At 68.4% G+C, this 14,402-nt stretch carries 12 protein-coding genes; 4 read left to right on the forward strand and 8 right to left on the reverse strand.

Annotated elements, in window-relative coordinates:
- Positions 1 to 123: 123 nt before the first annotated feature.
- The 4 genes from PKE78_RS08125 to ftsH all read right to left on the reverse strand — a co-directional run bounded on the left by PKE78_RS08125 (position 124) and on the right by ftsH (position 5,998).
- Positions 124 to 1,296 carry a phosphoserine transaminase gene (locus PKE78_RS08125; protein ID WP_271200370.1) on the reverse strand — a complete coding sequence of 391 codons (1,173 nt, stop codon included), beginning with the start codon at positions 1,294 to 1,296 and terminating at the stop codon, positions 124 to 126.
- Positions 1,297 to 1,487: 191 nt separating this feature from the next.
- Positions 1,488 to 2,231 carry an outer membrane protein gene (locus PKE78_RS08130; RefSeq protein WP_271200371.1) on the reverse strand — a complete coding sequence of 248 codons (744 nt, stop codon included), beginning with the start codon at positions 2,229 to 2,231 and terminating at the stop codon, positions 1,488 to 1,490.
- Positions 2,232 to 2,556: 325 nt separating this feature from the next.
- The gene (glmM, locus tag PKE78_RS08135) at positions 2,557 to 3,903 is read right to left on the reverse strand and encodes a phosphoglucosamine mutase (RefSeq protein WP_271200372.1); all 1,347 of its coding nucleotides are present in this window, start codon (positions 3,901 to 3,903) and stop codon (positions 2,557 to 2,559) included.
- Between the two features lie 181 nt (positions 3,904 to 4,084).
- Positions 4,085 to 5,998, reverse strand: a complete 1,914-nt coding sequence (ftsH, locus tag PKE78_RS08140) for an ATP-dependent zinc metalloprotease FtsH (protein WP_271200373.1) — start codon at positions 5,996 to 5,998, stop codon at positions 4,085 to 4,087.
- A 199-nt stretch (positions 5,999 to 6,197) separates the two neighbouring features.
- On the opposite strand from ftsH, the gene PKE78_RS08145 reads away from it, so the two are divergent.
- Entirely contained in the window at positions 6,198 to 6,521 is a 324-nt protein-coding gene (locus PKE78_RS08145) for a DUF1476 domain-containing protein (RefSeq protein ID WP_271200374.1), read from the forward strand.
- Between the two features lie 234 nt (positions 6,522 to 6,755).
- On the forward strand, positions 6,756 to 7,553 hold the full coding sequence (locus PKE78_RS08150; RefSeq protein ID WP_271200375.1) for an SH3 domain-containing protein: 798 nt from the start codon (positions 6,756 to 6,758) through the stop codon (positions 7,551 to 7,553).
- 267 nt (positions 7,554 to 7,820) lie between these two features.
- Here PKE78_RS08150 and purB read toward each other — a convergent pair whose 3' ends face one another.
- From purB to PKE78_RS08170, 4 genes are all read right to left on the reverse strand, one after another.
- Complete coding sequence (gene purB / locus PKE78_RS08155; RefSeq protein ID WP_271200376.1) at positions 7,821 to 9,128, reverse strand: adenylosuccinate lyase; 1,308 nt, start codon at positions 9,126 to 9,128, stop codon at positions 7,821 to 7,823.
- A gap of 117 nt (positions 9,129 to 9,245) precedes the next feature.
- Positions 9,246 to 9,641, reverse strand: a complete 396-nt coding sequence (locus tag PKE78_RS08160) for a hypothetical protein (RefSeq protein WP_271200377.1) — start codon at positions 9,639 to 9,641, stop codon at positions 9,246 to 9,248.
- Between the two features lies 1 nt (position 9,642).
- Positions 9,643 to 10,470: an RNA methyltransferase gene (locus PKE78_RS08165; protein WP_271200378.1), complete on the reverse strand. Its 828-nt coding sequence runs from the start codon at positions 10,468 to 10,470 to the stop codon at positions 9,643 to 9,645.
- 70 nt (positions 10,471 to 10,540) lie between these two features.
- Positions 10,541 to 11,737 (reverse strand): MFS transporter, encoded by a 1,197-nt coding sequence (locus PKE78_RS08170; protein WP_271200379.1) that lies wholly within the window; start codon positions 11,735 to 11,737, stop codon positions 10,541 to 10,543.
- A 188-nt stretch (positions 11,738 to 11,925) separates the two neighbouring features.
- On the opposite strand from PKE78_RS08170, the gene PKE78_RS08175 reads away from it, so the two are divergent.
- Entirely contained in the window at positions 11,926 to 13,137 is a 1,212-nt protein-coding gene (locus PKE78_RS08175; protein WP_271200380.1) for an NADP-dependent isocitrate dehydrogenase, read from the forward strand.
- Between the two features lie 84 nt (positions 13,138 to 13,221).
- The gene (locus PKE78_RS08180) at positions 13,222 to 14,271 is read left to right on the forward strand and encodes a hypothetical protein (protein WP_271200381.1); all 1,050 of its coding nucleotides are present in this window, start codon (positions 13,222 to 13,224) and stop codon (positions 14,269 to 14,271) included.
- Positions 14,272 to 14,402: the final 131 nt, after the last annotated feature.

A 14,402-nucleotide genomic window follows, 5' to 3' on the forward strand; every position in this document is an offset into this window, starting at 1 on the left:
TCGCGGGCATCCACGACTTGAGACGACAGTGGGCTTGCGCCCGAAGTCGTGGATACCCGGCTTCGCCGGGCATGACGCGTCTTTTTTCGTCGCGAACGGCCGAGCCTGCCGCGCCGGGAAGGCTCAGGCCGCCTTGGCGAGCTTCGGCGTAAGCTGCGCATAGGCCCATTCGAGCCAGGGCAGCAGCGCCGCGACGTCCGAGGCCTCGACCGTCGCGCCGCACCAGATGCGCAGGCCGGGAGGCGCGTCGCGGTAGGAGCCGAAGTCGAAGGCGACGCCCTCACGCTCAAGCAACGCGACGAAGGCCTTGGCGAACTCGGCCTGCTCGGCCTTCGGCAGCGCCGCGACGGCTGGATCCGTGAAGACCAGGCAGACGCCGGTGTTGGTCCAGGTGGCGCGGTCCTCGGCCAGCACGCCGAGCCACGGCGTGCGCGCGACGAAGTCGTAGACCACCTTTGCGGTGGCGTCGGCGCGGGCGATCAGGCCCTTGAGGCCGCCGACCGATTTGCCCCAGTTCAGCGCGTCGATGTAGTCCTCGACGCAGAGCATGGACGGGGTGTTGATCGTCTCGCCCTGGAACAGGCCCTCGTCGATCTTGCCGTTCTTCGTCATACGGAACAGCTTCGGCAGCGGCCAGGCCGGCGTGAAGCTCTCCAGCCGCTCGACCGCGCGGGGGCCCATGATCAGGACGCCGTGCGCCGCCTCGCCGCCCATGACCTTCTGCCAGGAGAAGGTGACGACATCGAGCTTGTCGTAGTCGAGCTCCATCGCGAAGGCGGCCGAAGTCGCGTCGCAGATGGTCAGGCCCTTGCGGTCAGCCGGGATCCAGTCGTGGTTCGGGACCCGGACGCCGGAGGTGGTGCCGTTGAAGGTGAAGATGACGTCGCTGTCGAAATCGACGGCGGCGAGGTCCGGCAGCTTGCCGAACTCGGCGACGGAGGCCTTGGTGTTGGGCAGACGGAGCTGCTTGACCGCGTCGGTCACCCAGATCGCGCCGAAGCTCTCCCAGGCCAGCACTTCGACGCCGCGGGCGCCGAGCAGCGCCCACATGGCCATCTCCACGGCTCCCGTGTCGGAGCCCGGAACGATGGCGATGCGGTGGGTCGCCGGAACCTGGAGAACCTCGCGGGTGAGGTCGATCGCCTGCTTGAGCTTGGCCTTGCCGGCCTTGGAGCGGTGCGAGCGACCGAGCGCCGCGCCGTTCAGCGCGTCGAGCGACCAGCCGGGGCGCTTGGTCGTGGGTCCGGACGAAAAATTGGGATTGGCGGGGCGGCCCGCGGGAGCTGCAATCGTCATGGTCCATCCTTCCAGATGGTCAGCCCCTCGTTGGGGAGGGGTGGCCCGCCGCGAGCATTAGGATCGACGCCTGCGGCGGTCAAGCTAATTTCGCGGCCCTTGCAGGACGTGCTTCCCGGGCCGTAAACGCCGATGGCGGGGCCTCACGACCCCGCCATCGCAGTTCTCACAAAGATGAGCCGAAGGGCTCGTCAGTCGATCATGTAGCGCACGCCGACGCGGAACTCGTGGGCCTCGAGGTCCTTGAACTTGACCGGCTTGTCGTTGACGCCGCCGAACTTCTTGGTCTTGCCGTCGCCGAGGTTCAGGTAGCGGTAGCCGGCGTCGACGACCAAGTTCTCCGAGACGTTGTAGCCGATGCCGGCCATGAGCGCCCAGGAGAAGTCCCAGTTGTTGTCACCCTTGATCTTGCCGCCGGTGCCGTTCGGATTGGTGTAGCGGTAGTTGTCGACCATGATGTACGAGGCGCCGATGCCCGCGCCGACGTACGGCGTGATGCCATACCAGGTGCCGAGATCGGCGTAGACGTTCACCAGCGGGGTGAGCGCGGAGATCTTGGCGCGCTCGTCGCTGTAGAGCCCGGCGGTCGTACAGCCGAAGCAGTCCAGCTTGCCGTCGAACTTGGACTTGAACTCGTAGTCCAGCGTCACGTCGGCGCGGAACCACTCGTTGAACTTGTAGCCGACGCCGCCGCCGATGACCGCGGTGTCGTTCAGGTCCTCTTCCTTGAACTTCGTGCCGTGGAAGCGGGTGTCCGGGTCGCGATAGACCTTGTAGCCGACGTCGCCGCGCAGATACCACGCCGAGCCGAACTCGACAGGCTCCGGGACCGGCTCCAGCAGCGGAGGCTCCGGCAGATCGGCCGCATGACCCGCGACCGGCGCGAGCGCAACAAGGAGCGCGCCCGCAAGCGCGTAGGTCGAAAGTCTGGCCATACCGCCATGTCCCCGATTGGGCGACCGCCTCGCGAACCAAGGCGAACGCTTGTCTGTAATGAGGCTGACTTTGGCGTGTATTCGTTAAAGAGCGCTTAACCTTAACCTTTAACCGTAAGCGTCGCTTCTGCCCCGATGCACTGGCGTATTAGGGACACACTGCGCACGCAGCGGCGCGGCGCGGATGAAGTCAGCGGTCGACAAAATGGGCTGGCTTAGCTGCGCGCCATGTGGCGCATGCGGCCGATGGGGATGAGGGACTGGGAGGGCTGAGGCCACAGCCCGAGCAGAGTCGCCCGGACTGCGATAGGCCTTCGCGGTCGTGTCAGGCGGCGGCCTTGGTGATGACGTCGACCACGCCGTCGACCACGTCGGCGACGAGGTCGCGGTCGTCTCCCTCCGCCATGACGCGGATCACCGGCTCGGTGCCGGACGGGCGGATGACGAGGCGGCCGTCATGGCCGAGCCGCGTAGTCGCAGCCGCGATCGCGGCGCGCACGGCGTCATCGTCGAGCGGGCGGCCCGACTTGTAGCGCACATTCTTCATGATCTGCGGCAGCGGCTCGAAGCGGTGGCAGATCTCCGACACCGGGCGGTCGGCCTTCTGCACCACGGCGAGGAGCTGAAGCGCTGCGACGAGCCCGTCGCCGGTGGTGGCGTAGTCCGACAGCACGATGTGGCCCGAGGGTTCGCCGCCGAGATTGTACCCTTGCGCGCGCATGCGCTCGACCACGTAGCGGTCGCCGACCGGCGTGCGCTCGAGCGTCAGGCCGAGCGAGGCGAGATAGCGCTCGAGCCCGAGATTGGACATGATGGTCGAGACGAGGCCCGGCGCGGACAGCCGCCCCTCCTCCGCCCAGGACTGCGCCACCACCGCCATGAGCTGGTCGCCGTCGACCACATGGCCCTTCTCGTCGACGATGATGACGCGGTCTGCGTCGCCGTCGAGCGCGATGCCGATGTCCGCGCGGGTCTCGCGCACCTTGGCGATCAGAGCGTTCGGCGCGGTCGAGCCCACGTCCTTGTTGATGTTCATGCCGTTCGGCTCCACGCCGATCGCGACCACCTCGGCCCCGAGCTCCCACAGCGCCTCGGGCGCGACCTTGTAGGCGGCGCCGTTGGCGCAGTCGACGACCACGCGCAGGCCCTCGAGCGAAAGGTTGCGGGTCAGCGTGCGCTTGGCGAACTCGATGTAGCGCGCCTGCGCGCCCTCGATGCGCTTGGCGCGGCCGAGAGTCTCGGAGGAGGCGAGCTTCGGTCCGAGGTCGGCGTCGAGCAGCGCCTCGATCTCCAGCTCGTCCTCGTCGGACAGCTTGTAGCCGTCCGGCGCGAACAGCTTGATGCCGTTGTCGGCGAAAGGATTGTGCGAGGCCGAGATCATGACGCCGAGGTCGGCGCGCATGGAGCGCGTCAGCAGCGCGATCGCCGGCGTCGGCATCGGCCCGAGCAGCAGCACGTCGACCCCGACCGAGGTGAAGCCCGCCTGCAGCGCGCTCTCGATCATGTAGCCGGAGAGCCGCGTGTCTTTGCCGATCACCACCCGGTGCCGGTGGTCGCCGCGGCGGAAGGCGATGCCGGCGGCCATGCCGACCTTCATCGCGAAGTCGGGCGTGATGGGGAACTTGTTGGCCTGGCCGCGGATGCCGTCGGTGCCGAAATACTTGCGCGTCATGAAGCGTTTCTCCCGGCGCGCGAAGCGATGGCCGCGCATGGCCCATGGTCAGTCATAGCGCGATGATAGCGCAAGACGGGTTCAAAAAGCGTGAGCGATGGTTACGGCGCGGTTGGAGGCGTAACCCGCGCAAAGAAAAAGGCCGGGATCGCTCCCGGCCTCATCTGTTCGTCCGTCAGCCTCACGCCTGCGGCTGCGGCTCCAGCCCGCTGTCGGGCCGCGGCCGGGGCTTGCCCGCGGTCGGCACCGCGGAGCCGCGCGGGGCCGGCGGTTCGTCGGCGGCGTCGCGCACCGGCGGCTTGCCGGCGAGCAGGCCCTTGATCTCCTCGCCCGTCAGCGTCTCGTATTCGAGCAGCGCCTTGGCGAGCTGGTCCATCTGGTCCTTGTGCTCGGTGATGATCCGCCGCGCGGTCTCGTAGCCCTCGTCGATGAAGCGTTTGATCTCGTTGTCGATCTTCAGCATCGTCGTGCCGGACACGTTCTGCTGGCGCGCGACCGACATACCGAGGAACACCTCGTCCTGGTTCTCGCCATAAGCGACGGTGCCGAGCTCCTTGGAGAAGCCCCAGCGCGTCACCATCCCGCGGGCGATGTTGGTCGCCATCTGGATGTCCGACTGGGCGCCGGCCGTCACCTTGTCGTCGCCGAAGAACACCTCCTCCGCCACGCGCCCGCCCATCGCCATCGCGAGGCGCGAGGTGAGCTGCTCGTAGGAGATCGAGATCTGGTCCTTCTCCGGCAGGTACTGGACCATGCCGAGCGCGCGGCCGCGCGGAATGATCGTCGCCTTGTGGATCGGATCGTTCGCCGGCGTGTAGAGCGCGACGATGGCGTGGCCGGCCTCGTGATAGGCGGTGACCCTCTTCTCCTCGTCGGTCATGACCATGCGACGCTCGGCGCCCATCATGATCTTGTCCTTGGCCGAGTCGAACTCGGCCGAGGTGACCATGCGCTTCGAGCGGCGTGCGGCGAGCAGCGCCGCCTCGTTGACGAGGTTCATCAGGTCGGCGCCGGAGAAGCCCGGCGTGCCGCGCGCGACCGTCTTGAGGTCGACGTCCGGCGCCAGCGGCACCTTGCGGACGTGGACCTTCAGGATCTTCTCGCGGCCGATGATGTCCGGGTTGCCCACCACGACCTGGCGGTCGAAGCGGCCTGGACGCATCAGCGCGGGGTCGAGCACGTCCGGACGGTTGGTCGCGGCGATGAGGATGATGCCCTCGTTCGCCTCGAAGCCGTCCATCTCGACGAGGAGCTGGTTCAGCGTCTGCTCGCGCTCGTCGTTGCCGCCGCCGAGGCCAGCGCCGCGATGGCGGCCGACCGCGTCGATCTCGTCGATGAAGATGATGCAGGGCGCGTTCTTTTTGGCCTGCTCGAACATGTCGCGCACGCGGCTCGCGCCGACGCCCACGAACATCTCGACGAAATCGGAGCCCGAGATCGTGAAGAACGGCACGTTCGCCTCGCCGGCGACGGCGCGCGCGATCAGCGTCTTACCGGTGCCGGGAGGTCCGACGAGCAGCACGCCCCGCGGAATGCGGCCGCCGAGGCGCTGGAACTTCTGCGGATCGCGCAGGAACTCCACGATCTCCTGCAGGTCGTCCTTGGCCTCGTCGACGCCGGCCACGTCCTCGAAGGTCACGCGGCCATGCGCCTCGGTGAGAAGCTTGGCCTTCGACTTGCCGAAGCCCATGGCCTTGCCGGCCCCGCCCTGCATCTGGCGCGACAGGAACACCCAGACGGCGATCAGCGCGATGAACGGCAGCCACTGCAGCAGCAGCGCCACGAACCAGGGCATGCTCTCGCCGGGCGGACGCGCGGTGATCGCGACGCCCTTGGCGTAGAGCTTCTGCACCAGCGACGGATCGTTCGGCGCGTAGGTCTGGAACTGCGTGCCGTCGGTGTACTGGCCCGAAATGTTCGGCCCCTCGATCGTCACGCCGCGCACGCGGCCGTTGTCGACCTCGGTCAGGAGCTGGCTGAACGAGATGTCGTTCGTCTGCGCCCGCTGCCCGGGGTTCTGGAACAGAGTGAACAGCGCAAGCAGCAGCAGAACGATGATCACCCAGAGGGCGAAGTTCCGGAAGTTCGGGTTCATTGCGGGCCTTTCGCGTCGGTCGCGGCGGCGGAGCCATGGGCCAGCGACGCTTGGCCGAATGTAAGGCCGGGCGCTCGCTCTGCCAAGACGAACGAATGACGGGAGAATGCGAAGGTCGCGTTGTCTTCGCCACAATTGCGCGGTGTAGTCGCACGGATGGAGCGATGCGTGGCGGCGTGACCGCCAAAAAGGACGTGTGATGACTACCTTCGACCAACGCGAGCAGGCGTTCGAGGCGATGTTCGCCCATGACGAAGCGATCCGGTTCTACGCCTATGCGCGGCGGAACAAGCTGCTCGGCCTCTGGGCGGCGGGGAAGCTCGGCAAGACCGGCGACGCCGCCGACGCCTACGCCAAGGCGGTCGTGCTGGCCGACTTCGAGGAGGCCGGCGACGAGGACGTTTTCCGTAAGCTGCGGCGCGACTTCGACCGCGCCGGCGTGTCCGAGCCCGACCAGACGATCCGCGGCAAGATGGCCGAGCTGCTGTTCGTCGCGGTCCAGCAGGTCAAGACCGAGCAATAGCGCACTCCCGGCTGGAGGCCGCGCGGCCCGACCGCGGGAGCGGCGGCCTCAGGCCCTTAGCGGCAGGTCGCGGAATTCTTCCATCGCGCCGGATACTCCGACCGCGCCTGCCTACGAAATCCCACAATCGGCGCGTGAAACTCGGCGGCGCATCGGCGCGTTGTAGCGTCGCTTCGGGCGGCTCGCGGGCGGGCGGGGGTTCCGGCGCATCACAGGGAACGTAAGGAGTCCCGCATGTCACCCCTACTCAAGCGTCTGCTCTGCGCCTCGGGCGCGCTGGCGATGTCCGCCGGCGCCGCCTGGGCCGCCCCCGCCACGGCGACCGCCTCGGTCAACGTCCGTTCGGGCCCCGGAACCGGCTACGCCGTCGTCGACACGCTTCGGCCGGGCGAAACGGTCGAGGTCATCGGCTGCACCGGCTCCTGGTGCGAGATCGATACCGGAGCCGGCTCCGGCTTCGCCAGCGCCAGCTATCTCGACATCGGCGGCGGATCGCGCTCCACCGTGGTGATCGAGGAGCCGGACGACGACGTGTTCGTCTCGGGCCTCTCCATCGGCGGCTATTGGGACAACCGCCCCTGGTACTTCTACGACGGCAGCTACTACTGGGGCGGTCGCTGGTACGGCTACCGACCCGGCCGCCCGGGCTGGCGGGGCTCGCACCGGCCGCGGCCGCCACATTGGGGACGCCCCGGCCGGCCGGGCTGGCATGGCGACCGCCCCGGTCGCCCGGGTCGGCCTGACCGTCCCGGCCGTCCGGACTGGAACGGCGGGCGGCCGGACCGTCCTGACAGGCCCGGCCGGCCGGGCTGGGACGGCGACCGTCCCGGACGGCCCGACAGGCCGGACCGCCCCGACCGGCCGAGCCGGCCGGACTTCGGCGGCGACCGCGGCGGCGGACGCGACGTCGATCGCGGCGATCGCGGCGGCGGGCGTGATTTCGACCGCGGCGGCGGGCGCGAGTTCAACCGGATGGGCCCGAGCGACGGCGGACGGTCGCCCGGCGGCGGCGGAAGGGACCGGGACCGCTAACCGGTCCGGCGCGCTGAGCGAGGGCGGCCCAAGGGCCGCCCTTTTTTGTCCCGCAAGCCGGCGGGCGGGGCGGGCCGCGACCTTCGGCGCGTCTTTTGGATCCGGACATCATGCAAACGCCGGGATGAACCAATCACGTCATGCCCGGCGGAGCCAGGCATCCCCGATTTTCTAGGTTCGCCGAGCTCTACTGAGAAGTCGTGGACACCAGCGAAGGCGCGGGCGTCACGTGGCGACGCCTCCCGAGACAGGCCTGATCCGGTCGGCTCAGCTCGCGCCGAAAACCCGCGCGAAGGTCTGCTCGACGGCCTTGAAGTGATAGCCGAGGTCGAAGGCGTCCTCGAGTTCGGCGTCGCTCAGCAGCGCCGTCACCTCGGCGTCGGCCTTCAGCAGGGCGAGGAAGTCGCCCTCCCCGCGCCAGACCGGCATGGCGTTGCGCTGCACGAGGCGGTAGGCGTCCTCGCGGCTCGCGCCCTTCTGGGTCAGCGCCAGCAGCACGCGCTGCGAGTGCACGAGGCCGCCCAGCCGGTCGAGATTGCCCTGCATGCGCTCGGGGTAGACCAGCAGCTTCTCCACGACGCCCGCGAGACGGTTCAGCGCGAAGTCGAGCGTCACCGTCGCGTCCGGGCCGATCATGCGCTCGACCGAGGAGTGCGAGATGTCGCGCTCGTGCCAGAGCGCCACGTTCTCCATGGCGGGCAGCGCATAGGCGCGCACCATGCGGGCGAGGCCGGTGATGTTCTCGGTCAGCACCGGGTTGCGCTTGTGCGGCATGGCGGAGGAGCCCTTCTGCCCCTCCGAGAAGAACTCTTCCGCCTCCAGCACCTCCGTGCGCTGCAGGTGGCGGATCTCGGTCGCGAGCCGCTCCATCGACGAGGCCACCACGCCAAGGGTCGCGAAGAACATGGCGTGGCGGTCACGCGGGATGACCTGGGTGGAGACCGGCTCGACCGTCAGGCCGAGCTTCTCCGCGACGTGGGCCTCGACCGCCGGATCGATGTTGGCGAAGGTGCCGACCGCGCCGGAGATGGCGCAGGTCGCGATCTCCGCGCGCGCCGCGACCAGCCGTTCGCGCGCCCGCTGAAACTCGACATAGAAGCCCGCGAGCTTCAGGCCGAAGGTGGTCGGCTCGGCGTGGATGCCGTGGCTGCGGCCGATGGTGGGCGTGAGCTTGTGCTCGAGCGCGCGGGCTTTCAGCGCCGCGAGCAGCCGGTCGACGTCGGCGATCAGAATGTCGCTCGCCCGCTTGAGCTGAACGCTGAGGCAGGTGTCGAGCACGTCCGACGACGTCATGCCCTGATGCACGAAGCGGGCGTCCGGGCCCACGAACTCGGCGAGATGGGTCAGGAAGGCGATGACGTCGTGCTTGGTGACCGCCTCGATCTCGTCGATGCGCGCGACGTCGAAGGTCGCGGCGCCGCCCTTCTCCCAGATCGTCCTGGCCGCCTCCTTCGGGATCACCCCGAGCTCCGCCAGCGCGTCGCAGGCGTGGGCCTCGATCTCGAACCAGATGCGGAACCGGGTCTCCGGCGACCAGATGTCGGCCATCTCGGGGCGGGAGTAGCGGGGGATCATGCGGACTCGTCTCCGATAAGATGCGGGCGCGCATAACATGGAACTGCAGTCGGATGTCCAGTCAGATCGTGATCGCTCCGATCGGATAGGGATTACCGGAGAAGCGCGGCATGACCTTCAATCCGAAAACTCTCCAGTCTTGGGATCCGCGATCCTCCAAGAATTTTCGGAGCCATACCATTCGCATTCACCGATGACTGACAGCTCCAAGATCTTTATTTTTTGCTTCTCGATAAAAAGTCCGTATGTGCCTCCATACGGCAACCCATCCATTTCAAAATGGCAATAATTTCCCACCCCATGCCATCCATCCGGAAGCGCAACGACGCCCGGATGGCCCAGATAGGTATAGCGACCGGCACCAGTATGTTCCCTGTATTCGACTTGCAACTCCGATATGTCCGGAAAGCCTTTGTCGGAATACGCCACGTGGAACCGACCGAGAATATCCTTCTCAAGCTCTGTCAGTTGCGGATCGGTCCCCGCCGGCGATGCGCCCCACCATAGGGTCATCTCAGCCCTGCCCTTCGTCCTTCAACGGCTTCAGCACGTTACGCGTCCGGCCTTCCGGCCCCGGCCGTCCTTCGACCAGCGCGGTGACGACGCCGTGCAGGGTCTGCAGATCCTGCTTCGTCGGCTCCATGCGGTGGATCATGTTGCGCAGGTTGCGCACCATCGAGGCGCGCTTGTCGGCGGAGCGGAAGAAGCCGGCCTCGTCGAGCTCGCCTTCGAGATGGCGGTAGAACGCGATCGCCTCCGCCTGGGACGCCTCGGGCGAGCGCGGCGGCATCGCGAAGGCCGGTGCGCCGCCGGTCGCCGCCTTGAACCACTCGTAGCCGACGAGCAGCACGGCCTGGGCGAGGTTGAGGCTGGCGTAAGCCGGATTGACGGGGAAGGTGACGACCCGGCTCGCGAGCGCGACCTCGTCATTGTCGAGCCCGGTGCGCTCGCGGCCGAACAGCACGCCGGCGCGCCCGCCGCCCGCGCCATGCGCGACGAGCCGGCCCGCCGCGGCGTCGGGCGCGTCCACCGGCTTCGCCTGCCCGCGCTCGCGCGCCGTGGTGGCGAACAGCAGGGTGAGATCGGCGACCGCCTCCTCGAGCGTGTCGAACACCTGCGCCTGCGCCAGCACGTAGTCGGCGCCGGCCGAGAACGCGATCGCGGTCTCCGAGCGGACGTCCGCCCGCCCCTGCACGACCCGCAGGTCCGTCAGGCCGAAATTGGCCATGGCGCGCGCGACCGATCCGACGTTCTCCGCGAGCTGGGGCTGCACCAACACGATCGCCGGCCCCTCGGGCAGCGCGGCCGCGAGGTCGGCTTTGGTGTGGTCGGTTCCGGCCATGCCGTTCGGGCCTTCGAAGGTTTCTCGTGGGGGCGGAGCGATAGCACGCGGGCGCGCGGCCGCGCCAACCTCAGTCCGCGCCGCGGTCGAACGCCGCGAAGGCGAAGGCGATCAGCGGCAGGATCGCGCCGACCGCGGCGACGCCCGGCCAACCGAAGCTCGTCATCAGCGGGCTCACCAGCGTCGAGCCGGCCGCGCCGCCGAGGAACAGGATCGCGACATATAGCCCGTTCAGCCGGCCGCGCGCCTCGGCATCGAGGCCGTAGATCGCGCGCTGTCCGAGGATCATGTTGATCTGGACGCCGACGTCGACCACCACCGCCCCGAACAGGAGGCCGGCGAGGCCGAGCCAGCCGTCGGCGCCCGCGACGGCGAAGCCGACGGACGCCATGACCAGAGCCGCCAGCGTGCCGGGATAGGTCAGGCCGCGGTCGGCGAGCTTGCCGGCCCAGGGCGCGACAAGCGCGCCGGTCGCGCCCGCCAACGCGAACAGGCCGACGAGCGAATGGGAAAAGCCGTAGGCGTCGATCAGGCGCATCGGCGCCGCCGTCCAGAACAGGCTGAACACGGCGAACATCGCCGCCTGGTAGCCCGCCCGGCGGCGCAGCACGCCATGGCGCGCGAGCAGCTTCGGCATGGACGCGAGGAAGGCGCCGTAGCCCATGCCGCCCTCGGGCCGGCGCGAGGGCACCGCCGCCCGCACGACGAAGGCGATCAGAACCATGAAGGCGGCGGACGCCGCGAACACCGCGCGCCAGCCCGCCACGTCCGCGAGCACGCTGGAGAATGGCCGCGACAGCAGGATGCCGAACAGCAGCCCGCTCATCACGGTGCCGACGACCTCGCCGCGCTTCTCCTCAGGTGCCGCGCTCGCCACGATCGGCAGCAGCATCTGCGCCGCGACCGAGCCGACGCCGATCAGGAACGAGCCGGCGAAGAACCAGCCGCCCGAGGGCGCCGCGGCGGTGAGCGCGAGCGCGAGCGCCGCCGCGAGCAGGGTGACGGTGAGCAGCCGCCGGCTCTCCGTCAGGTCGACCAGCGGCGCGACCAGGAGGAGGCCCACGCCGTAGCCAACCTGCGTCAGCGCGACGACCGAGCTCGCCGTCGCCGGATCGAGCCCGAGGCCCGCCGCGATCAGGTCGACCAGCGGCTGCGCGTAATAGAGGTTCGCGACGATCGCGCCGCAGGCGACGGCGGCGACGAAGACCAGACGGCGGTCGGCGCCGGCGGGCGGCGCGCCGACAGTCGCGCTTTCGACTTTGCTCATGAGGCTCGATTCCGACGGAGCGCCGTTTTTGGGGCTTTTCCGCTCATCGACCACCCCGCCATGCGCACGACGAACATGCGCCCGCGCATGACCGGCGCTTCCGCCAAAGGCCGCGCGATGCTACACGAGCGCCGAATTGCCGCAGCGCACCCTCCGCCGTCCCTCCCCTTGCGAAAGGCTGTCCGCATATGTCGAAGATCAAGGTCGCGAACCCCGTCGTCGAACTCGACGGCGATGAGATGACGCGGATCATCTGGCAGTACATCAAGGACAAGCTGATCCACCCCTATCTCGACCTGGACCTTCACTACTACGATCTCGGCGTCGAACACCGCGACGCCACCGACGACAAGGTGACGGTCGAGGCCGCCGAGGCGATCAAGAAGCACGGCGTCGGCGTGAAATGCGCGACCATCACCCCCGACGAGCAGCGCGTCGAGGAGTTCAAGCTCAAGAAGATGTGGCGCTCGCCGAACGGCACGATCCGCAACATCCTCGGCGGCGTGATCTTCCGCGAGCCGATCATCTGCAAGAACGTGCCGCGGCTGGTGCCCGGCTGGACGCAGCCGATCGTCGTCGGCCGCCACGCCTTCGGCGACCAGTACCGCGCGACCGACTTCAAGTTCCCGGGCAAAGGCAAGCTGACGATCAAGTTCGTCGGCGAGGACGGCCAGACCATCGAGCACGAGGTGTTCGACGCGCCGGGCTCCGGCGTCGCGATGGCGATGTACAACCTCGACGACTCGATCCGCGACTTCGCCCGCGCCTCGCTGAACTACGGCCTCAACCGCGGCTTCCCGGTCTACCTCTCCACCAAGAACACGATCCTCAAGGCCTATGACGGCCGGTTCAAGGACATCTTCCAGGAGATCTACGAAGCCGAGTTCAAGGACCAGTTCGCCGGCAAGAAGATCTGGTATGAGCACCGCCTGATCGACGACATGGTGGCCTCCGCCCTGAAGTGGTCCGGCGGCTACGTCTGGGCGTGCAAGAACTACGACGGCGACGTGCAGTCCGATACGGTGGCGCAGGGCTTCGGCTCGCTCGGCCTGATGACCTCTGTGCTGACGACGCCGGACGGCAAGATAATGGAGGCGGAGGCCGCCCACGGCACCGTCACCCGCCACTATCGCGAGCACCAGAAGGGCAAGGCGACCTCGACCAACTCGATCGCCTCGATCTTCGCCTGGACCCGCGGCCTCGGCCACCGGGCCAAGCTCGACGACAACGCCGAGCTGAAGCGCTTCGCCGAGACGCTGGAGAAGGTCTGCGTCGACACGGTCGAAAGCGGCTTCATGACCAAGGACCTCGCGCTGCTCGTCGGCGACGAGCAGACCTGGCTCACCACCACCGGCTTCCTCGACAAGATCGACGCCAACCTGCAGAAGGCGATGGCCTGAGCCGCGCCCAATTGCGCGACTCTACGTATTTAACTCCAGGTTGCATCATGTAGGCTTCTCCTCCTCATGTCGGGAGGGGAAGCCATGAGCATGCCCGCTGTCGTCGACGTCGCGCTCGGCGTCGTCCTGATGTACCTGATCCTGAGCCTCGCCGTGACGGCGATCGGCGAGATCATATCCACGACGCTCAGCCTGCGCGGCCGTCACCTGTCGCGCACCATCGGCATGCTGCTGGACGACGACGCCGTCCGGAAGAGGTTCTACGAGCACGGGCTGATCGTCAGCGCCAAGACCGCGGCCCGCGGCGGCGAAGCGCTCGACGGAACCACGACGCCGCCCGACGCGGCCGTCCGCCCGCCGGCTCCCGCGACGGACAAACGTGGCGTTCCGCGGGACAAAGACCACCCGTCCTATTTCGACCCGCGCGTCTTCGCCATGGCGCTGCTCGACAGCCTCGGCGCGACCGCAAAGGCGAAGAGCCTGACCTCGACCGGCACGGCGTTCGGCGACCTGAAGCAACTGGCCGAGGCGCTGCCGGAGGGAAGCAAGCTTCGCGACGTGGTGACGGCCAACCTCGCGGCCGCCGAGGGCGACCTTACGGCGGCGCGAGACAACCTCGCCTCATGGTTCGACAGCGCGATGGACCGGTTGAGCGGCGACTTCGCGCGGGAGAGCAAGCGCATCGCGCTCGGGGTCGGCCTCGTCCTGGCCGTGGCGCTCAACGCGGACACCTTCGCGGTCGCGCGCGCGCTTTGGGCGGACAAGGATCTGCGCGCGAACGTCGCCGCGGTCGCGGAAGCGGTGAAGTCGACCGACGACCTCAAACCCGCCTGCGCACAAGCGGACGCTGCGGACCGGCTGGAATGCCAGCTCCGCGTCGGGTCCGAGCTCTACGCCAAGCTGCAGCCGTTTCCGATCGGCTGGGGCACGCCGTCGACCGTCGCAGGCGGTCCGGCGAACCCGCCGGAGCCGATCGGCCTGGCCGATCTCGTCGCGGCGGCGGTCAAGGTTCTGGGACTGGCCTTCACCGGCCTCGCGCTTTCGTTCGGCGCGCCTTTCTGGTTCGACCTGCTGCAGAAGATCGTCAACCTCCGCGGTGCGGGCCCGAAGCCGAAGAAGACCGCGGACGGCTGAACGCGGCCGCGCCCGATAAACCCGCCCGCGCGAGCAGCAGATATCCTTGCACATCGGACCGCGAAAGCGCGCGATCCGGGACGGTCAGTCCCGGCCACCGTCGCTGGGCGATAGGGCTTGATAAGAACGTC

The sequence above is a fragment of the Methylopila turkensis genome (genome assembly GCF_027922325.1).
Taxonomy (GTDB): domain Bacteria; phylum Pseudomonadota; class Alphaproteobacteria; order Rhizobiales; family Methylopilaceae; genus Methylopila; species Methylopila turkensis.

Excerpts from the sequence above, each read along its gene's own strand:
- PKE78_RS08130 (WP_271200371.1), bottom strand. The coding sequence starts at position 2,231 with ATGGCCAGACTTTCGACCTACGCGCTTGCGGGCGCGCTCCTTGTTGCG.
- PKE78_RS08125 (WP_271200370.1), bottom strand. The coding sequence starts at position 1,296 with ATGACGATTGCAGCTCCCGCGGGCCGCCCCGCCAATCCCAATTTTTCG.
- PKE78_RS08150 (WP_271200375.1), top strand. The coding sequence starts at position 6,756 with ATGTCACCCCTACTCAAGCGTCTGCTCTGCGCCTCGGGCGCGCTGGCG.
- PKE78_RS08175 (WP_271200380.1), top strand. The coding sequence starts at position 11,926 with ATGTCGAAGATCAAGGTCGCGAACCCCGTCGTCGAACTCGACGGCGAT.
- glmM (WP_271200372.1), bottom strand. The coding sequence starts at position 3,903 with ATGACGCGCAAGTATTTCGGCACCGACGGCATCCGCGGCCAGGCCAAC.
- PKE78_RS08170 (WP_271200379.1), bottom strand. The coding sequence starts at position 11,737 with ATGAGCAAAGTCGAAAGCGCGACTGTCGGCGCGCCGCCCGCCGGCGCC.
- PKE78_RS08165 (WP_271200378.1), bottom strand. The coding sequence starts at position 10,470 with ATGGCCGGAACCGACCACACCAAAGCCGACCTCGCGGCCGCGCTGCCC.
- PKE78_RS08180 (WP_271200381.1), top strand. The coding sequence starts at position 13,222 with ATGAGCATGCCCGCTGTCGTCGACGTCGCGCTCGGCGTCGTCCTGATG.
- purB (WP_271200376.1), bottom strand. The coding sequence starts at position 9,128 with ATGATCCCCCGCTACTCCCGCCCCGAGATGGCCGACATCTGGTCGCCG.
- ftsH (WP_271200373.1), bottom strand. The coding sequence starts at position 5,998 with ATGAACCCGAACTTCCGGAACTTCGCCCTCTGGGTGATCATCGTTCTG.
- PKE78_RS08145 (WP_271200374.1), top strand. The coding sequence starts at position 6,198 with ATGACTACCTTCGACCAACGCGAGCAGGCGTTCGAGGCGATGTTCGCC.
- PKE78_RS08160 (WP_271200377.1), bottom strand. The coding sequence starts at position 9,641 with ATGACCCTATGGTGGGGCGCATCGCCGGCGGGGACCGATCCGCAACTG.